This is a genomic window from Terriglobia bacterium (genome assembly GCA_020073185.1).
In the GTDB taxonomy this organism is placed as follows: Bacteria; Acidobacteriota; Terriglobia; order Terriglobales; family Acidobacteriaceae; genus JAIQGF01.
The window spans coordinates 62,837-84,830 of the sequence record JAIQFT010000016.1 but is presented as its reverse complement, the minus strand read 5'-3'; the positions used below and the strand labels follow the sequence as shown (position 1 = coordinate 84,830).

Annotated in this window: 22 protein-coding genes and 1 pseudogene; 5 read left to right on the top strand and 18 right to left on the bottom strand. The window is 61.5% G+C overall.

Annotation, left to right across the window (positions count from 1 at the left end; genetic code table 11):
- Positions 1 to 843: 843 nt before the first annotated feature.
- Positions 844 to 1,143: a MarR family transcriptional regulator gene (locus tag LAN64_08045; GenBank protein ID MBZ5567788.1), complete on the bottom strand. Its 300-nt coding sequence runs from the start codon at positions 1,141 to 1,143 to the stop codon at positions 844 to 846.
- Positions 1,144 to 1,234: 91 nt separating this feature from the next.
- On the opposite strand from LAN64_08045, the gene LAN64_08040 reads away from it, so the two are divergent.
- Positions 1,235 to 1,990, top strand: coding sequence for a BglI family type II restriction endonuclease (locus tag LAN64_08040; GenBank protein MBZ5567787.1), 756 nt, complete (start codon positions 1,235 to 1,237; stop codon positions 1,988 to 1,990).
- Here LAN64_08040 and LAN64_08035 read toward each other — a convergent pair.
- The gene (locus LAN64_08035; protein MBZ5567786.1) at positions 1,890 to 2,924 is read right to left on the bottom strand and encodes a site-specific DNA-methyltransferase; all 1,035 of its coding nucleotides are present in this window, start codon (positions 2,922 to 2,924) and stop codon (positions 1,890 to 1,892) included. The genes LAN64_08040 and LAN64_08035 overlap by 101 nt on opposite strands.
- Before the next feature lie 970 nt (positions 2,925 to 3,894).
- Here LAN64_08035 and LAN64_08030 point away from each other — a divergent pair.
- Both LAN64_08030 and LAN64_08025 read left to right on the top strand, forming a co-directional pair.
- Positions 3,895 to 4,509 carry a hypothetical protein gene (locus LAN64_08030; protein ID MBZ5567785.1) on the top strand — a complete coding sequence of 205 codons (615 nt, stop codon included), beginning with the start codon at positions 3,895 to 3,897 and terminating at the stop codon, positions 4,507 to 4,509.
- Positions 4,510 to 4,590: 81 nt separating this feature from the next.
- On the top strand, positions 4,591 to 4,959 hold the full coding sequence (locus LAN64_08025) for a PilZ domain-containing protein (protein ID MBZ5567784.1): 369 nt from the start codon (positions 4,591 to 4,593) through the stop codon (positions 4,957 to 4,959).
- Between the two features lie 8 nt (positions 4,960 to 4,967).
- Here LAN64_08025 and LAN64_08020 read toward each other — a convergent pair whose 3' ends face one another.
- The 15 genes and pseudogenes from LAN64_08020 to LAN64_07950 all read right to left on the bottom strand — a co-directional run bounded on the left by LAN64_08020 (position 4,968) and on the right by LAN64_07950 (position 19,379).
- Positions 4,968 to 5,564 carry a thymidine kinase gene (locus LAN64_08020; GenBank protein ID MBZ5567783.1) on the bottom strand — a complete coding sequence of 199 codons (597 nt, stop codon included), beginning with the start codon at positions 5,562 to 5,564 and terminating at the stop codon, positions 4,968 to 4,970.
- A gap of 170 nt (positions 5,565 to 5,734) precedes the next feature.
- Positions 5,735 to 6,031, bottom strand: a complete 297-nt coding sequence (locus LAN64_08015) for a hypothetical protein (GenBank protein ID MBZ5567782.1) — start codon at positions 6,029 to 6,031, stop codon at positions 5,735 to 5,737.
- A gap of 492 nt (positions 6,032 to 6,523) precedes the next feature.
- A complete protein-coding gene (locus LAN64_08010; protein MBZ5567781.1) occupies positions 6,524 to 7,021 on the bottom strand; it encodes an acetyl-CoA carboxylase biotin carboxyl carrier protein subunit in 498 nt (165 codons plus the stop codon).
- 189 nt (positions 7,022 to 7,210) lie between these two features.
- On the bottom strand, positions 7,211 to 8,752 hold the full coding sequence (gene accC, locus LAN64_08005; GenBank protein ID MBZ5567780.1) for an acetyl-CoA carboxylase biotin carboxylase subunit: 1,542 nt from the start codon (positions 8,750 to 8,752) through the stop codon (positions 7,211 to 7,213).
- 191 nt (positions 8,753 to 8,943) lie between these two features.
- Entirely contained in the window at positions 8,944 to 9,987 is a 1,044-nt protein-coding gene (locus LAN64_08000) for a methyltransferase domain-containing protein (protein MBZ5567779.1), read from the bottom strand.
- A gap of 187 nt (positions 9,988 to 10,174) precedes the next feature.
- Positions 10,175 to 10,987 (bottom strand): tetratricopeptide repeat protein, encoded by an 813-nt coding sequence (locus tag LAN64_07995; GenBank protein MBZ5567778.1) that lies wholly within the window; start codon positions 10,985 to 10,987, stop codon positions 10,175 to 10,177.
- 143 nt (positions 10,988 to 11,130) lie between these two features.
- Entirely contained in the window at positions 11,131 to 11,568 is a 438-nt protein-coding gene (locus LAN64_07990; protein ID MBZ5567777.1) for a biopolymer transporter ExbD, read from the bottom strand.
- 116 nt (positions 11,569 to 11,684) lie between these two features.
- Positions 11,685 to 12,158, bottom strand: coding sequence for an ExbD/TolR family protein (locus LAN64_07985; protein MBZ5567776.1), 474 nt, complete (start codon positions 12,156 to 12,158; stop codon positions 11,685 to 11,687).
- 167 nt (positions 12,159 to 12,325) lie between these two features.
- Positions 12,326 to 13,078 (bottom strand): MotA/TolQ/ExbB proton channel family protein, encoded by a 753-nt coding sequence (locus LAN64_07980; protein ID MBZ5567775.1) that lies wholly within the window; start codon positions 13,076 to 13,078, stop codon positions 12,326 to 12,328.
- 207 nt (positions 13,079 to 13,285) lie between these two features.
- Positions 13,286 to 14,023 (bottom strand): TonB family protein, encoded by a 738-nt coding sequence (locus LAN64_07975; GenBank protein MBZ5567774.1) that lies wholly within the window; start codon positions 14,021 to 14,023, stop codon positions 13,286 to 13,288.
- 148 nt (positions 14,024 to 14,171) lie between these two features.
- Complete coding sequence (gene secF / locus LAN64_07970; protein ID MBZ5567773.1) at positions 14,172 to 15,380, bottom strand: protein translocase subunit SecF; 1,209 nt, start codon at positions 15,378 to 15,380, stop codon at positions 14,172 to 14,174.
- 110 nt (positions 15,381 to 15,490) lie between these two features.
- Positions 15,491 to 16,970 (bottom strand): annotated as a pseudogene (locus tag LAN64_07965) (protein translocase subunit SecD).
- 134 nt (positions 16,971 to 17,104) lie between these two features.
- On the bottom strand, positions 17,105 to 17,428 hold the full coding sequence (gene yajC, locus LAN64_07960) for a preprotein translocase subunit YajC (protein ID MBZ5567772.1): 324 nt from the start codon (positions 17,426 to 17,428) through the stop codon (positions 17,105 to 17,107).
- A 211-nt stretch (positions 17,429 to 17,639) separates the two neighbouring features.
- Positions 17,640 to 18,851 (bottom strand): tRNA guanosine(34) transglycosylase Tgt, encoded by a 1,212-nt coding sequence (tgt, locus tag LAN64_07955; protein MBZ5567771.1) that lies wholly within the window; start codon positions 18,849 to 18,851, stop codon positions 17,640 to 17,642.
- Positions 18,852 to 18,983: 132 nt separating this feature from the next.
- Complete coding sequence (locus tag LAN64_07950; protein MBZ5567770.1) at positions 18,984 to 19,379, bottom strand: thioesterase family protein; 396 nt, start codon at positions 19,377 to 19,379, stop codon at positions 18,984 to 18,986.
- A gap of 138 nt (positions 19,380 to 19,517) precedes the next feature.
- Between LAN64_07950 and LAN64_07945 the strand changes: the two genes are divergently transcribed.
- Together LAN64_07945 and LAN64_07940 are read left to right on the top strand one after the other, a co-directional pair.
- A complete protein-coding gene (locus LAN64_07945; GenBank protein MBZ5567769.1) occupies positions 19,518 to 20,588 on the top strand; it encodes a metal-dependent hydrolase in 1,071 nt (356 codons plus the stop codon).
- A 78-nt stretch (positions 20,589 to 20,666) separates the two neighbouring features.
- Complete coding sequence (locus LAN64_07940; GenBank protein ID MBZ5567768.1) at positions 20,667 to 21,191, top strand: hypothetical protein; 525 nt, start codon at positions 20,667 to 20,669, stop codon at positions 21,189 to 21,191.
- A gap of 107 nt (positions 21,192 to 21,298) precedes the next feature.
- Here LAN64_07940 and LAN64_07935 read toward each other — a convergent pair whose 3' ends face one another.
- Positions 21,299 to 21,991, bottom strand: coding sequence for a hypothetical protein (locus LAN64_07935; GenBank protein ID MBZ5567767.1), 693 nt, complete (start codon positions 21,989 to 21,991; stop codon positions 21,299 to 21,301).
- Between the last annotated feature and the right edge of the window lie 3 nt (positions 21,992 to 21,994).

Sequence of the window (21,994 nt, the reverse complement as noted above, 5' to 3'; positions counted from 1 at the left end):
GCGTACGCCACCAAAATCCTCCGCCGCAGATCGTCGGAAAAGGCTCGTGCCATCAGCTGTATTCGCAGAGACCGCCAGCACCAGCAGCTTACGTCCAAACACTCATTCGCGGGTATATCTACTCGGGAACCGCTCTAGTTGCGAGTCGCGGCATTTGTGTGGCACAAGCTGTCTGGCACACGGTCCCCGCGTGTGTGTAGATGTGGCGCGAGCAACTCGCCCGCGTGTTGGGGGCGCCGCGCGCTCAACAACTCGATCCTGCGTCAGGGCACGACTTCAGTCGTGCCGCAACCGCGTCCTAAGTTGTTGTCATTCCGAGCCGCGCCGACTGAGCGGAGCGAGGAAGGCGCGGCGAGGAATCTGCTTTTCTACCTTCTCCGCAGCCTCTTTAGCCGTGCGGCAAAGGGCACAAAAAGGATCTCGGTTTTTAGCCGCGGAGGTACCGGTGACGCTGCGCCGAGTCGCGAAGCGACGCCAGTTCATAGCCCGGGGGCGCGAGTCCCGGGGAAGCTCCCGCCAAAAACTCCTCCCGAGTCCCGCAGGGACGATACGCTGGTAGCCCAGGACGGCAGTCCTGGGAAAGCTTGCAATTGAAGATTTCCGAGTCCCGTAGTAGGGACGGCACGGCTGGAAGCGCCGGGCCTCAGTTCGACGAACACGGGTGCTCGCTATGAAACGGGCTTCAGGGTGGCAAGTACCTGGGACCTCGCAGCCCCATCGGGGCGATTGAAGGTAGCTCGCCGCTTCAGCGGCGGGGGAAAGTGGGAAAAATCTAACAGTGCCGTAGGCACGACTGAGGTTCTCACGCTCCCACCTCAGCCCTGGTTCCGTCGTGGCATCGCTCTAAATCGCCGCCACCAGTTGATATCTCGCGGCGCGCGATTCCACGATCCGGCGCTTCCCGTGCCCGGGATTTTTCTCGTACCGCGTTCGCACCAACCCAAACTGTTCCAGCAACTCCACGTCGCGGCTGACGGCGCGCGCATCCCGCCGCAAGCGCAGCGCAAGATCGGATACGGGCGACGGTTTCTGCCGCGCCGCCCGCAGCAGGCGGACCCTCTGGGTGGACAGCACGCGCATCATGTCGGCGGCGTTGGCAAAAGAAACCGTGATCTCCGGCGGAAGCGCGAGGCCGCGGTCCAACTTGCGGGCGTGCTCGCGGGCGCGCTCAAAAAAACCCGTGACCCCGTCGGCGGCAACGCGAAGGCTAATGCAACTAGGAGTTCCCCCGGCTGTGCGTGGCGGTTTTGCAAGCGCACAGCTTTCACCCGTACTGCCTGGAGCGAGCGGTTTTGACTTTGGGTCGCGATCAGGCCCCTTTGAGGGGCCCGCGACCCGTAAAGCCTCCGGCTCTGCCGGAGGATACTTACTCTCGTTCTCAGCCGAGGCGCAACTCATTTTTGCCGCGGAGCCAGACGATCCAGCCGACATTGCTGAAGACGTCCTGCAAGAAGCACTGGAAACGCTCGGTGTGTCCAAGAACCCTGTTCGGCTTTTCGGCAAGGTCGATTACAAACGAGCCCGCTACGTCTTTCACGAAGATTACGCGATAAGGCAAGCTCTGTTCGTCGATTCAAAAGCAGAGCGAGATGCAAACAGCGCCACGCTTCAGGTGTCGCAAACGTCAATGCGTATCCGACACATTAGGGCCGGTGTCGCCGTCGACGTTCCGGGTATGCTCCCCACGACCGTACCGCATCCCACAGGCGATATGCTGACGACAACTATCATCGTTAAGTTCGTGTATTCAGAAGTAAATGGAATAAGGGCGTTGAACAGGATTCGAGCGGCGTGCATTCCAAGCGGAATGCTGCAAGCGCGCTACAATCCGACGGCTCAGCAGACGTTCTGGATGGCTGGACGGGACGCTCCAACGCTCGGCGAGGACTTTAGGGTTCGGGTAAGCTTTGCGCTGCTGCAGCAAATGGCAGCTTGGAGGGTTCAGGATATTCGACTTGACCCTCCAGTGGCATTTCAGTGGACTGAATAGCTGCGTATCTGGCCATTTCGACATACCGCTCGACCTTGTCGATCCCGATGAATCGTCTTCGCGTTTCGATCGCAGCAACTGCCGTGGTCCCACTTCCGACGAAGCAATCCAAAACTATGTCTCCAGGTGCAGTGAGCATTCGAATGATGCGACGCGGCAGTTCTAGCGGAAACTTAGCCTCGTGATCGTCATTTGCTCGGACCGACGGAATGTACCATGCAGCACGGGAGCCCCATTTTGCCCATTCACCAGGACTGAGGCGGCTCCGGTCCACAGTCGTGGCTCCGGGTTTCCACAAGAAATATATGTATTCAAATTCATCCACCGCACGGTATGAGGAGCTGTGCCACTCGGAATTCTTCCAGCACGGGTCTTTGACCCACACACGACGGTCGTATACGTAGAAACCCGCGCGCCGCGCCCACCTTTCGACCGCGGGTGCGACAAGCTTCACTCGGGTTTGAGTCGCATACTTTCCACCCCGAATGTTGTTGCCGTTCAACCGACGATCAATCGTTTGCTCGCTGCAGCCGAGTAAGGTTGCCAGTTGATCGCGGTTGTAGTTCGGAAACCTAGCTCTTGCCTTCAATACGTCCTCTCGTGTGACGGGCGATCGCCGCTGGTTGACGGTCTCAGCTTGAATTCGTGGCATTCCAGAATCGGCGAAGCAGAGGATATCGGCGATGTTGATGACCACGAATCCGCCGGGTCGAATGATCGGAAAATGCAGCCCAACGACTTCCTCCAGCAAGTCGCGCCACTCGCGATACGTCGTAAGGTATTCCTCATATGACTTGCCGACAAAATAGGGAGGTGACCAGATGCTGCACGCAATGCTGTTAGGCTCGACTCGTGGGAGGAGTTCGCGAGCGTCACCACGATAGATCGCATTCGGTTGCAGAAACGAATCCTCTCCATCTAAACGTATCGCCAAGGCCGCCGCAACTGCTACTTGTGTGCAAAACTCCTACCTGTTGCGGATATCTTCTGCGAGCATCAGCATAGGCGAATAGACGGCGAATATGCAATGCAGAAACTGGTTCGGGTTGACGTGCGATGATCCCATCCGGGAACTTCCTAATTCGGTCTAATTCGGTCTAACGCAACGGGTGCCATTTGCCGATACTAGTGTTTTCCCGACGCTTGTAATGCCAGTGGGATTGACTTAGCCCGGCACCTGCGCCGCTATCATTCCAACAACCTCGTGTCCATAGGCATTGCGGTCGTCCCGTGCCCCACACAAGGCAGTTTTCCTTGGCTGGGCTGTTCGCCGCCTGCTGCTGCACCCTCCCGCAGCGATCCGCCGCCCTTCTTGTCAACCCCCCAAAACCTAGATTTCCCCCTAACCCGCTGAAAATCAATCAAATATATCGCCGCCGTATGTGGCGGGTTTACGCCTCCAACTTGCTAAGCTAGGAATAGGGGCCATATCATCTCCGACTCTTCCATAACGCTGCTTCCTCCCCCCGGTCGCTACCACATTTACTCGTCACTGGCCACCAGCCACTGACCACTAGCTCCCAACGGTAACCGTGAGTTTTCGACGGTATACCGTGGCTAAACAATTGATTCCACTACTCACACACCCCCAGAGGGGTATATGACCCTCAAGCGCCTGCAGCAGGAAACTCAGGAGCTCACCGGCACCGACGACCTCGCCGACCAGAAATCCATGCTGCAGGCGATGCTCGAACAATTGCAATGCCCCGAGGAAGACACTGAACAACCATCTGCGCCCACCTTCACCATCAACGCCTGCGCCGACGAGGGCAGCGCAATCGAGGCAGACACCACATGCGTTCGCCCCAACACCGGACTACCGACTACCGGCCACGGACTACCCGCCCGTCACCTCCAACTCCCAACCGAAGCCGAAACTGTTCTAAAATCTCCGCCAATCTTCCATGCGCCAAGTCATCGAGTGGTTCCGCGATTTTTGCGACTACCTGCGCCAGGTGTGGCAGGCGGAATGGCTGACGCTGTCGAAGGTGGAAGCCATCGGATGGATGCTCTTCTTCGTCTTCTTTCTGTGGTACGCGATAGGCAAGGAAGGCGGCGACTTCCTCTTCCTCGACTCCGGCAACGCGGTGGTGCACGAAGGCGGACACGCCCTGTTCGGGCACTTTGGCGAATTCCTGGGCGTGGCCGGCGGGACCATCCTGCAACTGCTGGTGCCGCTGCTGCTGGCGCTGGCGTTTCATGTGCGGCGGCAGGCTGTGGGCTACGCGCTGTTTCTGCTGATCGTGTTCGAAAACCTGCTCTACGTCGCCAAGTACATGGGCGACGCGAGGGCGCGGGCGCTCACCTACATCGCCATCGGCGGCGGATCGTTCAGCGGCGACGAGATGCCCGACCCCTCCATGCACGACTGGTACAACCTGTTCTCGCGCTTCGGGGTGCTGCAGTACGACACGCGCATCGCCGCCGCGGTGTTCAAGCTCGCCTGGGCGGGGATGATGGGCACGGTGTTCTGGTTCGGGTGGAGGTGTTATCGGAGCTGGCGGGAGGGATGGGAGTGACAAGGCGGGATGGATCCAGCGGTCTCACCACTTCGGTAACCTTCCCGTGCTGCTCGGAAGGCGTAGACTGTAGCGACCAGTATGGGCATCCAAGTCGTCTTTCCTCAAGACGGTTTTGCGACCATCCGCCGATGGCCGCGTTACAAAATCGATGTGCCGGTTCGGCTGATCGCGCAGCGACCAACAAAAGTTGCCATCGCGCACGGTCGCGGCAAAGAACTAAATTTCGGTGGGATGGCGGTCTTTGCCGGAATTGAAGTGTCTCTCCACGAGCAAGTCGCGGTTGAGTTCACGCCTCCCTATGCTGGGCAGCCCATCAGGGTCAGGGGATTTGTCCGCAACCGTTCTGGCTACACGTACGGGATCGAATTCATCACCGAGAACGACACCGACTACAGAAGCGTGGGGCACCTCGAGACCATTCTCCAGACTCTGGGCACGATTCCGTAAGCAGATATTCAGGCCTTTGCCGCGGCGCGCTCGACTTCCTGCCTGGCGAGATTGGGTTCGAAGCAGCGGCGGCAGCGGGCTTCGTACATGCCGGCCGCACCCACCACGATCAGATCTTCGCTGGCGACCAGCCGCTGGGTATGCTTGGCGGGATTGCCGCACTGCATGCAGATGGCGAGGGTCTTGGTGATCTCATCGGCGACGGCGAGCAGCTCGGGCATGGGGTGGAAGGGGCGGCCGAGGTAGTCGGTGTCGAGGCCGGCGATGACGATGCGCTTGCCCATGTCGGCGAGGCGGACGACGACCTCCACCAGTTCGGCGCCGAGGAATTGCGCTTCGTCAATGCCGATGACCTCGGTGCGCAGGTCGAGACGGGATTCAAGCTGGGCAGCGTCTTTCACCGGCACGGAGCGGATTTTCAGCTCGCTGTGGGAGACGATGTGGTCGTTAGAATAGCGGTCGTCGAACGCGGGCTTGAAAATCTGCACGCGCTGGCGCGCGATCTCGGCGCGGCGCAGGCGGCGGATCAGTTCCTCGCTCTTGCCGCTGAACATCGGCCCGCAAACCACTTCAATCCAGCCCAGACTGCCCTTGGCGAAATTCATGGAAGCTATCAGCTCTCAGCAAAAAACCCAGCGTCCTTGGTCCAACACCATCGTTGGCCGTTAGTCGTTGGTCACGTCTGGCAAAGATCCACGGTGAATCCCCAGAAGTTGCGAACGACGAACGACTATCGACGCGCACTCAGACCTCGAATCTTACTCACAACTCAGCATCAATCCGCGATCGGCAGGCGCCGCGCCGCGATGGCCTGCACCTCCTTGGCGATGTTGACGGCGTAGCGCTGCGAGTAGGTGCGGGTCAGGAACGACTGCAATTCCCCGAAGTTGTCAAAGACCTTGCCGGCGCAACCCAAAATCCAGCCGCTGACCACGCGCACCGGCATGCCGAGCACGAGATACGCAGGGATGCCGCAGCGATACGCGAAGGTAAGCTCGCCCTGGGTGCCGGCGCCGCGTGCGGCAGCCGCGTCCAGTAGCAGATGACGTAGTCGCAGCGGGTCTGGATCCAATCCAGGTCCCAGATGATGATCTTGCGCATGGTGGCCTGAAAACGCGCCAGGTCGGCCGTCTTCCAGTTGCGGAATTCCAGGACCTCTTCGTCAGTGAGGTTCTTCTTCTCGTCAGCGGCGGGATCGTAGACCTCATGCCCGAGAGCGCGGAGAAACGGCGTGATTTGCTCGCGCCAGCCTTTGCCGCGATCAGGCGAGTATTCGATGGGTCCTGAGAGATAGGCGCGCATGAAAGGAAAATCCATTGTGGGCTGAGTGCAGCGCGAAATCAATCGGAATGACTGTGGATTAGTGGTGGAAAAACAGGCTTCAGGCTTCAGGCTTCAGGAACAGCAGATTCCTCACGGCTGAAGCCGTTCGGAATGACAAAGGGGAGTGGTCAGTGGCCAGCGGCAGTCAGCGGTCAGTGTTGATCGCATCGGTTCGAAGTCCCTAGCATCGCGCGAATTTCGCGGGCGAGGGCACCCGCGATTACATCCACGCGGGCCGGGGCTATTCCACGATGGCGAGGACTTCGCCGGCGGTGACGGAGGCGCCTTCGGCGACCATCACCTGCTTGACGGTACCCTTCTTGGGTGACTTGAGTTCGTTCTGCATCTTCATGGCTTCGACGACGAGCACGGCTTGGCCGGCCTCGACCTCGCTGCCGGCCGCGAGAATGACGCGCACGACTTTTCCCGGCATGGGCGCGAGCAGCTTTTGCGGGCCTTCACCCGAGGCGGCGGCGGCTTTGCGGCTGCGCAGCGAGCGCGGATCGCGGACTTCGACGGCGAAGCGGGAATTCTTGACCCAGTAATGCACGTCGGTGGCAGTGCGCTCGCGCTTCACCTCGTAGTGCGTGCCGGCGATGATGATGGAAACGACGTCGTGCTTGGGCAGGACGGCGTCGGCCCGGATGGTCTCGCCGTCCAGGTGGCAGGTCCAGCGATTGCCCTCGCGCTCGAGTTCGAGCTTATGGGGCTTGCCGTCGATGGAGATCTCGTAAACCACGTTGTCGGTTCTCGGTTCTCGGTTCTCAGTTATCGGTCGTCGGTGGCTGTTGGCCTTTGGCAGCAATGCAAATCCCCACCCCATCTCGCCAAGCCCGGGCGAGACAAGGGTGGGGCAACCGCTGGGGAAATTTCTCTTTACCCTGCCAAGTGCCAAGCGCGAGTTGATCGGCCCAATTCATATTATTTCTCAGACGTTACGCAGTGCCTCGACCCGCGCCGCTTGTTTCCATGCCGAAGTCTTCGTCGGAGCCGTGCCGTTCGCGGCGGCGCCGTTGGCAGGTTTTGGGGCGGCGCTTTCCACGGCAGCGAAGATTCCCGCGGCGAGGGCGGCGACGCGCTCGCGCTCGGCGGTGCGGTCCACGCCATCGTCGAGGCCTGGCGGCGGCGCGGGCTTGCTGAGCAGGCGATCCAGAAATCCGGTGTCGAGCTTGCCGGCGCGGAAATCCGGGTCCATCAGGATACGCTGGAAGAGCGTGATGTTGGTCTTGATGCCGGCGACCACGTATTCGTAGAGGGCGCGTTGCAGGCGGTGGATGGCCTGCTCGCGGTCGGCGCCGTAGCCGACGAGCTTGGCGAGCAGCGGATCGTATTCGATGGGCACCATCCAGCCCTCGTAAATTCCGGTATCGCGGCGGATGCCGGGTCCGGCGGGAATTTCCAGCAGCGAAATGAGCCCGGGGCTGGGAAAATAATTGTTGTCCGGATCCTCGGCGTAGATGCGGCACTCGATGGCGTGGCCGCGCAGCACGATGTCTTCCTGCCGGAAGGGCAGCGGTTGTCCGGCGGCGATGCGGATTTGCAGGTGAACGAGGTCGAGGCCAGTGACCAGTTCCGTGACGGGGTGCTCGACCTGCAGGCGCGTGTTCATCTCGAGAAAATAGAAATTGCGCTGCTGGTCAACCAGGAATTCCACGGTGCCGGCGTTGGTGTAGCCGGCGGCATGGGCGACGCGCACCGCAATCTCTCCCATGTTGCGGCGCATTTCCGGAGGCACGATGGGGGAAGGGCATTCTTCCAGCACCTTCTGGTGGCGGCGCTGCACGGAACATTCGCGCTCGCCGAGATAGACGGTGTGCCCGTGCTCGTCGGCGAGGATTTGCATTTCGATGTGGCGCGGGTTCTCGATGTACTTCTCGACGTAGACCTCGTCATCGCCGAAGGAGCGCTTGGCCTCGCTGGTGGCACCATCGAAGGCGGAGCGCAGTTCGGCGGCGGAGCGCACCAGGCGCATGCCCTTGCCGCCGCCGCCGGCCGCCGCTTTCAGCATCACAGGATAGCCGATGTTTTCGGCCACCTTGTGGGTCTCGCCGAAGTCGAGGCCGCGCGAGGAGCCGGGGACGAAGGGCACGCCGGCTTTTTCCATGGCCTGGCGGGCGCGCGTCTTGGAGCCCATGGCTTCCATGGAGGCGGCGGTCGGGCCGATGAACTTGATGCCGGCATCCGAGCAGGCCTGGGCGAAGCGCGCGTTTTCGGAGAGGAAGCCGTAACCGGGATGGATGGCTTCGGCGCCACTGCGGCGGGCGACGTCGAGGATCTTGTCGATGTTCAGGTAGGACTCGCTGGCGGTGGCGGGGCCGATGTGGTAGGCCTCGTCGGCCTTGCGCACGTGGAGGGAGGCGCGGTCGACCTCGGAGAAGACGGCGACGGAGCGGATGCCCATCTCGCGGCAGGCGCGGAGGACGCGCACGGCGATCTCGCCGCGATTGGCGATCAGGATCTTCTTGAACATAGGGGTGCCCCGGAGATTGTAATGCAAGCGCGGGAGTGATGGAGTAGGCTGCCGGTTTTCGTCTGTCGGCAGCGGCGGATGCCTACCTTCCTTTGCTTTCAGTTGCCGGCAGGCACCGGCCCTGCGGGATGTGTAGGCATTTCTTGTTCGCGGGCGAGAGCGCCCGCGTCACATCAGGCGCCCGCGCCACATCAAACGTTGGCCACGATCAGGCGCTGGAAGTTGTTGGGGATATCGTGCAGTTCGCACGAAGTAAAGCCGGCGTTGGCGATCATCTGGCTGTACTCGGCGAAGGTGTAGGCGTCGCCGGAGCGGGTTGTGACCAGCATGGTCATGGGGAACAGGGCAGCGGGCGGCGGAGTGACACGATCGTCGTCGAGAACGAACTCGACGATGGCGACGCGGCCGCGGGGCGCGAGCGAGTTCCTGATCTTGCGTAGCAGGGCTGCGTTGGTCGGTGGGTCGAAGTGGTGCAGGAAGCCGGTGACGAGGGCGAGGTCGTAGCCGGTTCCGAGGTCGATCTCAAAGACGCTGCCGGGCAGGGGACGCCAGCGATCGGCGATGCCGGCGGCTTCGGCATTCTCGCGGGCAATGAGCAAGACGCCGGGCCAGTCCACGGCAACCACAGCGGCGTGCGGGTTATGGCGCGCCACGGTGATGCCATACATGCCGTGGCCGGCGGCGATGTCGAGCACCTTGAGCTTGGAGGCGGCATCTACGCGGAGCAGTTGCGCCACCTCCTCGGCGGGGCGGGATTGCAATCTGCCCATGGAGCGGGCGAACTCCAGCCAGATGGGATTCTGGAGCGACATGGTGCCTTCGTCGCCGGCGACGGTGCGGCCCAGGCGCACGCATGTAGTGAGGTCGTCGAAGTTTTCCTTGAGGCGCTCATCGGTGAGGAATCCGATGGCGGCGCCGATATAGGCGGGCGAACGGCGGTCGAGGAAGACGGCGGAGTCCTGAGTCAGAGCGTAGTGGCCGTGATGCTTGGCGATGAATCCGAGGACGGTGAGGTAGTCGGCAAGAATACGAGCGCCGCGGACCGACGCCTGGCAGCGGAGGGCGATGGCTTCGGGGGTGGTAGCGCCTTCACCGATGGCGGTGAACAGCTCCAGCTCAATGGCGGCCTTGACGGCGGCGCTGCGCTGGTAGCCGTTGATGGTTTCAAAGAACAGCATGGGCGAGGGCTGCGCTTGAGCTGACGGCTGGGGCAGAGGATGCGTTTGAGCTGACATGCAGGGAACCTCCGCGGGCGCCGCTCCCACAGGCTGCGCCGGAGTGAGATGTGGAACATTGTAGAGCAAGATGCGAATGATGAGTTGCGAGTTGCGAATTGCGAGCAGAAATAAACGCGCTCCAGAGCGAGCGCGCTCCAACATGTCATCGAAGGGCCGGCTCATCCAAAGGCCGGCATGTTGGCCGTCAGTCTTTCTTCTCCATGACGATGCCGCCGGGGCCCTGCTGTTTTTCGGCTTTAGCGGCCTTGGTAGCCATGGTCTTCTTGACCCATTCGTCAGCCTTCTTCAGGTCCTCCTCGCGGGCCTTGGGATCGCCACACTCGATGTCGGCCTGTTCGCGCCACATCAGATTCAAGTAAGCCATGGCGTCGTCGTAGTCGGGCCGAAGAGAAATGGCCTTCTCCAGCATGGTCATGCCGTCCTTGACGACTTCCTGGCTCTTGCCCTTGAGCTCTTCGCAGGCCTTCTTGTCGGAGATGGCCTGGTCGGGCTTGAGGCCGAGCTTGGCCTTCAGCTCCATGCGTGGCTGGTAAGTTTGGGTCCAGTCAATCACGGCGACGGAGTAATAGGCCTCGGGATCGTTGGGATCGACGGTGATGACCTTTCGGTAGTACTCCTGGGCCTTGTCGAACTTCTTCATCTGCAGGTAGAGATAGGCGATGCCCTTGATGGCGTTAAGATCGTTGGCCTTCATCTTGAGCACGTCCTGGTACTCGTTGATCGCCTGCTCCGCCATGCGGTTATTGTCTGGCGTGTCGGCGCCCGGGATGTATTGCTGGGCATAGGCAGTGGCAAGATAAAGGCGGGCATTAATCAGCGACGGATCGAGGGCAACCGCGTTCTTGAACTTCTCGATTGCCTCTTCGTATTTTGCGTTCTTATATGCCTGTACGCCCTTGTTGAGCTGGTCGCGCGCGCGCAGCTTGTTGCAGCCGGCGAGCGTAAACAGAGCCAGGACTATGGCGGCGAACGCCAGTACTCGTGCGCCTCGGTTCATCAGTGGTCTCTCCATAAAGCGATGGTCGAAGGTCGATGGCCAAAGACCGCCGCGGCTAAAGCCGTCTTTGTCATTGCAAGCTCGGACGGCACGGTTCCCTCGCTTAGCTCGGGACGGGTTCCGCCGTGCCCTTCCGGGAAGAACTAGTTGCCGGCCTCGATCTTGGCGGTGATCAAGCCAACCTTGTCCACGCCGGCCGAGTGCGAGATGTCGATCACCTGGGCGACGTCGGCAAAGGCGAGGTCGGTGTCGGCCTTGACGAACATCACCTTCTCGGCGCGGGTCTTGTAGATTTCTTCCAGCCGTCCCTGGAGCTTGTCCCAGGTAACGTCTTCCTGGTTGATCTTAAGCGCGGGCTGTCCCCCGGTCTTGATGACCTGCACCACCACGGTGCGGTCGGTGGACGGCGGCTGCGCCTTCTGGTCCTTGGGCGGCTGCGGGACAAGCGCGTCCAGCCCCTTGGGCGTCAGCGGGGTGATGACCATGAAAATGATCAGCAGCACCAGCAGGACGTCGATCAGCGGGGTGACGTTCATGTCTGCCGAGGGACCGCTTCCCGGTCCTCCAACTGCCATTGACATAAAGAAATCCTCTCTAAAATCGAAGAACAGTCTCAGTTTCGAGTTTCAGTTTCAGTTGACCCGAACTGCGAAAAGGGCAGACTGAAACGGCGCCTACAACCCGGCGCAATAAATTCCTATTGGCCGCCGGTGGGAGCGGCTGCGGCCGGCGCGCTCGGCGGCGGAGCGGGAGCGCCCATCTTGCGCTGCTCGGTGAGCAGACCCAACTGGTCCACCCCGGCGGCGCGGACGTTGTCCACAACTTCCACCACATTGCCATACTTGGTGCGCGCATCGGCCTTGATAAAGACACGCTTGTCGACACGGCTGACCAGCTTGTCCTTGATCTTGTTGGTAAGCTGGTCGGGCGAGATCTGGTCGCTACCAAAGAAGACCTTGCCGTCGCGGGTGACGGCGACCAGGAGTGCGTCTTCCTTGTCAGCATCCGGCATCTGCACCGGGTTGTTGGTCTTAGCCAGATCAACGCTGACACCGTGCTGCAACATGGGCGTAATCACCATGAAAATGATCAGCAGCACCAGCATCACGTCCACCATGGGGGTGACATTGATGGTGGAGTTGACCGCCATTGCTTTTTTTGCGATTGCCATAACGTGAGTCTCCTGCGCGATCTCCCGAAGCGAAGGTCGTTTGTCCCTCCCCCCTGTCGCCCGCCCTCCGCCAAAAGCAGGCGGATGGGTGGAGCAACCGCGAGGAGGGACAAGCAACTATGCTCGCATCGAACCACGTACTTCGTTAAAGCCCTGCGCCACCCCGGTTAGCGGCGGGCGGCGTTGCGGCGCTTCAGGAAATAGTCCACCAGCTCGCTGGAGGAGTTATCCATCTCCACGTCAAACGCCTCCACGCGGCCGGACAGGTAGTTGTACATCATCACCGCGGGGATGGCGACAAACAGCCCGATGGCGGTCGTGACCAGCGCTTCCGAAATACCGCCGGCGACAGCGCCCAGACCGGTCGCCTTCTGCGACTGGATGCCCTTAAAGGCGTTGATGATGCCGACCACGGTGCCGAACAGGCCGACGAAGGGTGAGGTGGCGCCGATGGTGGCCAGCCCGCCCAGACCGCGCTTGAGTTCGGCGTGAACGATCGCTTCGGCACGCTCCAGGGCACGCTTGCTGGCTTCAATCTGCTCGCCGGGAATCTCGGTGGATTCTCCGTGCGCCTTGAATTCCTGCAGGCCAGCAGTGACCACCTTGGCCAGGTGGCTCTTTTTGTTACGCTCGGCGACGCGGATGGCTTCGTCAATCTTGCCTTCGCGCAGGGCGCCGGCAACCGCGGGAGCGAATGCGCGCGACTGCTTGCGGGCGGCGCTGAACGCCATCCAGCGGTCGATCATCACGCCGATGGACCAGCCGGACATGATGAACAGGATAATGACCACGATTTTCGCCAGCAGTCCCATCTGCTTCCACAGCGAGATGGGGTCCCAGGAAATCTCGCCCTCCTGGAAGATGGCCAGCGCGATGGTGGGCACGTGTGTGTAAAAGAGAGTTGCCAGTGCTACGAGCATGAGTTGCTTATTCCTCCTCAGAACTGCTGATCAGGCGCGATTGCGAACCAACCCGGGGAGTGGGGGTAGGACGCTCAGCGTCCCGCTGCCTCCAAGCTACGCCGTCGCCTGCCGGCGAAGCTGGGGGCGGCCACGATCCCCGCGCAAGTGGGCCGGCCAAGGTGGCGCGGCCCCGATCTCGTTGCTCGGCGCAGAGAGAAAACCGGATCAACCGGCTAGGGTGAAATTCACCGTGATCTGCGTCTCCACCTCAACCGGCTCGCCATTCAAGAAGTAGGGCTTGTAGCGCCACTGCTTGACGGCATCCACCGCCGCCGTAGTCAGCATGGGGTGGCCGCTAACGACATGCAAGCCCTGGATGGTGCCGTCCTTGGCGATGACGGCCTGCAGCACCACCGAACCCTGGATTCTGGCCTGTCGCGCCAGCGGCGGATAAGCCGGCTTAACCTGGTGGATGAGCAAACCTTGCGACACCCCCTGCGACACTCGCACCCGCACCGGTGTCGCCGCCTTGGGCACCGCCACCGGGGTGGAGCCGATGATGCCGCCAATCACGCCACCCATCGACCCACCCGGGACACCGCCCGGGACGCCGCCCACAACGCCACCGATGCCGGAAACCGGAGGCGGGGCTTCCTCTTCCTTGATCATCTGCACTTTCTCAGGGATCTTGGTCGGGGTGCGCAACTGGCCATTGGCGATTTCACTGACCACCTGCTTGACGACCTTGACCGCCATCGCAGCCGGCGGAGGCGGAGGTGGAGGCGGAGGAGGCGCTACCAGAAACGTCATCAATTGCTGCTTGGGCAGCGCTTCGGTATAGATCAGAGGAATCAGGACCAGGATTCCCAGCAGAAGAGCTTGCAGCACGAACGACAGGAGTGTAGTCGCCCCCCGCTTGCTCTTCAGCCTCCGTCCCGATTCGATAAGGCTGTCTTCAAACATGGCCTATTCTCCGGTATTTTCTGCTTGCGTAAGTTTAGACACCGGACCCCCGAGTTTTGCTCCCACTTCTTCTGGACCAGAACTGCCATGCAGTCGATGGTCGATGGCCGAAAAGCTTAGGCGGCTAAAGCCGCACAGAAATTCAATACTAACTGCGGACCTTTTCGCGGCGTTGCTGCGCCGGGACAGGCACCGGCGCCGCCAATCCGCGCGCCCTTCGCAAACGCCAATCCTGGTACGCCACCAACATGGGGGACGCGATGAAAATCGAGGAATACGTCCCGATGATGATGCCAATGACCAGGGCCAAGCTAAAACCATGGAGCACTTCGCCGCCGAACAGGTAGAGCGAGAGCACCGTCAGAAAAGTTAAACCGGAGGTCAGCACCGTCCGGCTCAGCGTCTGGTTGATGCTGCGGTCTACGATCTCGGCCAGCGATTCGCGGCGGAGCAGTTTAACATTCTCCCGGATTCGGTCAAATACCACGATGGTATCGTTCATCGAATATCCCACCAGGGTAAGGATGGCGGCGATGACGGTGAGGGAGATTTCCTTGCCCAACAAGGAGAAGGCGCCGACCGTGATCAGCGTGTCGTGGAAGCAGGCGACCACGGCGGCGACGCCGTAAATCAGCTCGAAGCGAAACCACAGGTAAACCAGCATGCCCGCCAGCGAGTACAGGATCGCCAGCTTGGCCTGGGTCTGGAGCTGCTTTCCGACCTGCGGACCGACGATTTCGACGTTGCGCACGCCGAAGTCGGAGGTAAAGAAGCCTTCGTTCAGGGACTGGACGACGGGCGCGGGAATGCCGGCGCGGCTGAGATCGTCAAGGGAAGCGATGGCGCCGCCGCGATCCTTGTTGCGGACTTGCAGGATCTGCTGGGCCAGTGCCGCGTAGCGCTGGGCGGCGTCGGTGCCCAGGTGCAGCGGGTCCTTCGACATCAAATAGTCCTGGATACTCTGGCTGCCGGCGTTGTTCAGGTCCTGCTTGCCGGCGGGCGGATTGGGCGGTTGCAGGGCGTTGATGATCTGGTTCTTGCCCTGGTCGAGCGCCGCTTCGCTGGTCTCCTTGATGTCGAGGGCGATCAGAACCTCGTTGGTGGCAAGCTCGCCGATGCGCTGGATGCGGGCATTTTTCAAGCCGGTGCGGTCCAGTTCGGCGCGGATCTGGTTATTGTCCGGCGGGTGGGTGAATTTCACGTACACCAAGGTGCCGCCGCGGAAGTCCACGCCCAGCGGGACGCCGTGCCAGAAGGTCATGCTGAGCACGCCGGCCACGCTGAAGATCAAAGAAAAAGCGAGGAAGTACCACTTGTACTTCAGGAAATGTATGTTCGGGTTGCGAAAGAACTCCATTGTTTCCCTTGTCGGCGGTCGACGGTCCACGGTCGACGGCCCAATCTGCAAAATTCAAGTTTCATTCGGGCCGCGATCGAGGCCGTCAGCCGTCGACCGCAGACCGTCGACTAAATGCTCAGCACCTCGCCGCGCTTCAGGTTGTTGAGATGCGCGTCGAAGATCACCCGCGACACGAACACGGCAGTGAATAGGTTGGCCAGCAGGCCGAAGGTCAGCGTCACCGCGAATCCCTTCACCGGCCCGGTGCCGAAGATAAACAGGATGAACGCCGAGACAATGGTCGTGACGTGAGTGTCCACGATGGTGATCCAGGCGCGGCCGAAGCCCTGTTCCACCGCCGAAGGCGCGGTCTTGCCGTTGCGCAGCTCCTCGCGGATGCGTTCGAAAATCAGCACGTTGGAATCCACGCCCATGCCGACCGTCAGAATCACGCCGGCGATGCCGGGCAGGGTAAGCGTGGCCCCGCTAAAGCCGAGGAATCCGAGCAGGATGAGCAAATTGAACTTCGAGATAACGGATGCCAGCGGGCAGCGCGCCGGAACGCAGCACCATGGCCAGGTCCTTGGCCTGCTCCTCGGTGAAGGCGCCGGTGATGCGGCCTTCATCGTGAATCTGTTCCTGAATGGTGGCTACTTCCTGGACCTTGTTATCCAGCACGACGGCCAATTGCTCCCCGACGTGGCTGCCGGTGAAGCTGGCGAAACGGCGTCCGCCTTCGCCGGTCAGCAGGAAACGGACGGCGGGACGGTTGTTCTCGTCGCGGGTGGGCTCCGCGCTGCGCAAATCGCGCCCGGTAACGGCCGAGGCGCGCGTAATGATGTACCAGGCCGACTGCGTCGGATCACTGCTGCGGGCGCCGATGGAGCGGCCCTGCATCAGCACCGAGTCGGGAGGCAGGATGCCGTTCTTGGAGGCCAGCGCGTCCTGCTCGCTGGGGAAGGGTCCGGCCAGCGACTGGCGGATTTCCAGCATGGCGGTGGACTGCATGATCTGCTTGACGCGCGCGGGATCGTCGACACCCGGCAGCTGCACCAGGATCTGGTACTGGCCGAGTCCGTGCTCCTCGATCACCGGCTCGCTGACGCCGAGCTGGTCAATGCGGTTGCGGATGGTCTCGATCGCCTGCGCGACGGAACGATTCTTCAGCTCGGTGAGCGATTGCGCCTTCATGGCCAGCGTCCAGGAATTTTCCGCGCCGGAAGAGAGATCGTATTCCGGTAACTGGTTGCTGACAATGTCACGCAGGTCGGCGGCCGACTCCGGCGGCACGCCCTTGATGGCGATGCGGTCGGGAGCGTTCTGCGGGTCCGGCTTGGTGAGGTCGGAGTAAGCGATGCCCTTTTTCTTCAGGCTATCCTTCAGCCGCTCGATGGCGCGGTCGCTATCGGCGTTGACCGCGTCGTTGACCATCACCTGCAGGATGAGGTGGGTTCCGCCCTTCAGATCGAGTCCGAGGTGAATGCGCTCCAGAACGGCGGTCTTCAGGGCGGGGCCACTGAACCCGCCCGGTAGCCCGACAATGCCGAAGAGAAAGACCAGCAGCACGGCAACGATGAAGATGGATTTCCAGAGTAGAGTCTTATTCATGTCAGTCGATGGTCGGCCCTCGATGGTCGATGGCCAAAAAACCTCGGCGGCTAACGCCGCGTACATTCGGCAGGGGCTGAAGCCCCGATTCCTTCTAGCTCAGTCCGGCACGACTGAAGTCGCGCCCTGATACGTTAACCACTGGTCTTCGTCTCTTCGCCCGAGGTGACGGAAACGATCGAGCTGCGGCTGACTTCCAGGCGCAAATTGTCGGGCGGGACGCGCAAGTGGATGGAATCATCGCGCAAAGCGATCACCGTGCCGCGCAGTCCGCCGCTGGTCACCACGCGGTCCCCCGTCTTCAGCTCGCTTAACATCTGCTGCCACTTCTTTTGTCGTCTCTGCTGAGGAAGAATCAGCAGGAAGTAAAAGATGACAAAGATCAGGACCAGGGGAGCAAACGTCACCAGGGAGCTTCCGCGGCCGCCTGAAGAGCCCTGGGCCAGGGCCATTACCATTACTTGCGATGTCAAATCGTGCAAATCTCCTCCTGCGCATTCTTATGCGCCGGATATCTGGGGCAGCGTTCCAGCCACCACCCATTGCGCGCCTCGCGATTTCGCTCAGGGCAAGCTCCAGCGGCGCGCTGTCGCGGCTCCGCCCTACAGGTCGGCACCCGCGCGGCCGAACGATCATCAAAAACCGACGGATCCCGGGAACCCCAGCCGCTTATTCTCGCGATGGGGCGATAGTCGGATCTTCCCTTTGGGTACGAGCAGGGGAGTTCAAAGTCTGCGGCCGGAGAGCAGAAAGAGAACTACTGAATTCCCCAAGTTCTATAGAATGCCGCACCCGTTTCATGGTGTCAAGGTAGTAGGCCAGATTATGGATGGAGTTCAGCACCTGTCCGAGCACCTCATGGGTGGAAAACAGGTGGCGCAAGTAGGCGCGCGAGTAGCGGGCACAGACGCGGCAGGAGCAATTGGGGTCGAGCGGACCCGGATCGGCGGCGTAGCGGGCGCCCTTGATGTTGATCTTGCCCTCGGAAGTGAACAGCAAGCCGTGGCGGGCGGCGCGCGTGGGATGCACGCAGTCCATCATGTCCACGCCGAGCGCGGCGTATTCGACGATCTCTTCCGGCGTGCCCACGCCCATGAGGTAGCGAGGCTTGTCCGTGGGCAGATGCTCCAGCGTGGATTCCACGATCTCGCGGGTGAGCGCACGCGGCTCGCCGACGCTGAGGCCGCCGATGGCGTAGCCGGGAAAATCCATATCCACCAGGCGCAGGGCACACTCGCGGCGCAGGTCGGGGTGCATCCCGCCTTGGACGATGGCAAAGAGGGCAGGGGCTCCAGGCTCCAGGCTCCAGGCTTCAGGTTCTCCGCTTGGTTCGCCTGAAGCCTGGAGCCTGCAGCCTGCAGCCTTTTTGCAGCGCTCGGCCCACCTGAGGGTCAACTCCATGGACTGTCGCGCGTGTTGGTGATCGGTGGGGTATTCCGTGCACTCGTCGAAGGCCATGATGATGTCAGCGCCGAGGGCAATCTGCGAGGCCGTTGCCGATTCCGGGGTGAAGAAATGCAGCGAACCGTCGAGGTGCGAGCGAAATTCGACGCCCTCGTCGGATAGCTTGCGCATCTCGCTCAGGCTCCAGACCTGGAATCCGCCGGAGTCGGTGAGTAGGGCGCGCTCCCAGCTCATGAAACGGTGCAGGCCGCCGAGAGAGCGAATCTGCTCTGCCCCGGGCCGCAGATAGAGGTGGTAGTTGTTGCCGAGAATGATCTGTGCGCCTAGTTCTTCGAGCACGTCCTGCGGGACCGCTTTCACCGTCGCCTGCGTGCCGACGGGCATGAAAACCGGAGTCTCGACCGGGCCGTGCGCGGTGGACATGCGCGCGCGGCGGGCAGCCCCGGACCGGGCCAGGATGTCGAAGCAGAAGGGCATGGAAGGGTTGATTGTAATTGACGGGTGTGGGCGGTAGTGAGATCAGACCAGTAATCGGGTGGAGCAGGGCTTCAGACCTGCATGGAAGGACCAAAGGCAACGAGAGCTTTAGTGTGTGCGTGAGCCCGACGACTATGCACCCTTGCTCTTCACCCGCGACATGAATTTGGCGACGCCGACGAAGGCGCGGTTCACGGTGCCGCTGCCGATTTCGTTGTCCTCGTCCCAGGCGCGGACACGCATGGTGTAGAAGCGACCGTCGAAGGATTCCATGACCGCCTCGGCCTTCACCTTGATGCCGATGCCGGTGGCGGCCTTGTGCGAGACGTTGATGTGCGTGCCGACGGTGATCTCGTCACCCTCGGCGTAGGGCTGCAGCGCGTGAAAGCACGCCTCCTCCATGAGGCGGATCATTCGTGGCGTGGAAAGCACTGGCGGAAGCTCGGGGTGAACGCCGGTGAGCGTGTCTTTCAGCTCGACCGTCATTTCAAGTTCGGCGCGGGCGCCGACAGGGACAGGTTTGGACATAAGTTCCTCGTTATTATTCATTATTCCTTCGACTACAGAGATGAAAGGTGGCCGCGTACGTCGCAGGGAATGTAGGCGTGAGTCAGGAGCCGGTAGTCAGGAGTCAGTTGACAGGACGATTTTGATATTGTGTACAGCTTGGAGCCGCTGACCCATTTTCTGACCGGTGCCTGCATCTCGCGCGCCGCCGGGCTGAACCGCAAGACGCTGCTGGCGACCACCACGTGCGTGTTGGCGGCGGAAGCGGCCGACCTCGACGTTGTCTGGTCCTTCAAGAGCCGAATTGATGGCTTCGCGCATCACCGGGGGATCACGCACGCATTCGTCGGAGCGCCGTTTGTCGCTGCCTTCGTCATCGGCTTTGTCTACCTGCTGTGGCTGGTGAAACGGAGGAGAGGACCGGAGCCCGCGGGCGCGGCCACGGGTCCAGTGCTGCCGAAAACGCCGCGCTGGGGCCTGCTGTACGGGTTCGCGCTGATTGCCGCGTTGAGCCATATCCTGCTGGATTTCACCAACAACTACGGGGTGCGGCCGTTCGAGCCGTTCTCCTACAGGTGGTATTCGTGGGACATCGTGTTCATCTTCGAGCCGCTGCTGTACGCGTTCTTTCTGGCGGGACTGGCGTTGCCAGCGTTGTTCGCGCTGATTAATGAGGAGATCGGGGTGCGGCGGCGTCCCCGGGGACAGGGCGGAGCCATTACCGCGCTAGTGCTGATGGTCGCGCTCTGGGGCGTGCGGGACTATCAGCATCGGCGCGCGGTGGCGGCGTTGGACGCGCGGCTGTATCACGAGGCCGCGCCGCTGCGGGTGTCGGCGTTTCCCTATTACCTGAATCCGTTCAAGTGGTACGGGGTGGTGGAGACGGAGAACTTCTACGAGCGCGTGATCGTGGATTCCCTTGTGCCGGAGGTGGATCCGGGGGCACGCAGCGAAACCCGCTACAAGCGGGAGGAGACGCCGGTGCTCGAGGCTGCCAAGAACACGCGGCTGGGACGGGTGTACCTGGACTGGGCACAGTATCCCGTGGTGGAAGTCGAGCCCACGGAAGCGGGGCAGAAGGGATACGTGGTGCGCTTCTACGACCTGCGCTTCGAATATCCCGACCTGGTTCGCCGGCGCAACCACACGCTGGGGGCGCGCGTCCTGCTGGACCCGAACATGCACGAGGTGGCGGAGTGGTTCGGGTCGCAGCCGCAGCAACCGGATTAGCTGGGACCGCGGCGGGTTCCGCTTGACGATTCAACGCCCGCAGCATGAGAATCATCGCCTGACATCGGGGAGGAATTCATGCTGGCTTACCTGTTTGTGGTTCTCGCCATTGCGACCCGTTTTCTGCTTCTGCTGCGTCCTGAAATGTGGCTGAACTTCACGCCGGTGGGCGCCTCGCTGTTGTTTTTCGGGGCGCGCGGTCCGCGGAAGCAGGCGTGGATTCCAGTGCTGCTGCTGGCGGGCAGCGATGTCGTGCTGACCAAGTTTGTCTATGGGTATCCCTACACGGTCGATCATCTTGCCACCATCGCCTGGTACGCGGCAGTGGTCGGGTTGGGAACGCTGCTGGGTAGGAATGCCGGCCCGGCGCGGATCGCGGGCGCGGCCCTGGCGACGGCGGTGTCGTTTTTCGCCATCAGCAACTTCGCGGTGTGGCTGGTGTGGAACATGTACCCACACAACCTCAGCGGTCTGGCGGCGTGCTATGCCGCCGCACTGCCGTTTTTCCGCAACGAGGTGGTGTCGGATCTATTGTTCAGCGCGGTAGTGTTCAGCGTGCCGGCGATCATCGAGTTGGTGAAGCCGGCTACGGCAAAAGTGTAGCCACGATCGCCGCGGATTTTCACGGATGAAGAAATGAAAAGGGCACGGAGCGGCTTCCGTGCCTTTGTTCTTGTCTTTCGTTTTGGGCAGGCTGTTTCCTCGATTCGCTACTTGAATTCGACCTCGATGAAGTGGGCTTGCTGCTTGCCCATGTTCATCATTTCGTGGGTGGAACCGGCGCCGATCCATTTCACCGCGCCGGCTTTCTGATGCAGCATGGTCGCCGGCTTGCCTTGCGGCATGTTGTGCAGGTCGAGGTCGCTGATGGCCACCACCAGGAAAGGAAACTTGTGGGTGTGCTTGTGCAGCATGCCGCCGGGGCCAATCTGCACTTCCTGTACGCGCACCTCGCGGTTGTCCACGACGACGTCGCTCATGCCGCCGTGGCCGACGTCGAGGCCGCGCTCGGTGGCGGGCACGTTCGCCTGGGGTGACTTCTTGTGCAGAATTTCAATGGTGATGTTGCGAAACGGCTTGTCGCCGGTGTCGGTGAGGCGGTGAGTCATGGGTGCGGAGACGAAGCGCACTTCGCCCAGTCCGGCGCGTCCGGTGGTGACGGGCTTGCCTTCGACCGCGTTCTGAATCTCGGAGGGCGAGAGGATGACGGCAACGTAGTCGTTGTCGTGGCGGTGCATGAGCGTGGATTCGTGGGGCGCGACGGTGACATCGAAGACGCGCGTGTACTGGTTCTCCAGAATGAGGTGGTGGTGAGGTTCCCTGGTGACGGGGACGGCGGCGGTGCTTTGAGCGACGCAGAGGGAAGACGCAAACAGGAGAAGCAGGAACGGTGTGGGCTTCATCGC